General features: G+C 43.7%; 1 pseudogene. It reads left to right on the top strand.

Annotated elements, in window-relative coordinates:
• Nucleotides 1–261, top strand: a pseudogene (locus SB658_RS24950) (DNA damage checkpoint antagonist DdcA); the annotation flags it as partial.

The raw sequence follows: 261 nt of genomic DNA, 5'->3' as shown, positions 1-261 counted from the left end.
AGAGGCGCTTCACTTGTTTTCAGAAGCAAAATCTTATGATGACGATGAAGAATCCGATATTCATCTCGGTATGGCGATTTGTTTTCTGGAGCTGGGCGAGCTGCAGGATGCAAAGCGTGTGTGTGAAAAGATGCTGCATGAGGGATATGGTCATTACTTCACCGTGCTTCAAGTGTATATGACAATCTTGATTCAGCTGAAAGAATATGAAGAAGTGAAGCAGACAATTGAGGCGGTACTTGAGGAAAACCATCTTCCAGC

Origin of the sequence: Bacillus sp. SIMBA_008 (genome assembly GCF_046535495.1) — a bacterium.
Taxonomy (GTDB): domain Bacteria; phylum Bacillota; class Bacilli; order Bacillales; family Bacillaceae; genus Bacillus; species Bacillus subtilis.
Note: the sequence above shows the minus strand (reverse complement) of the source record. Positions and strands in the feature narration are given on the sequence as shown.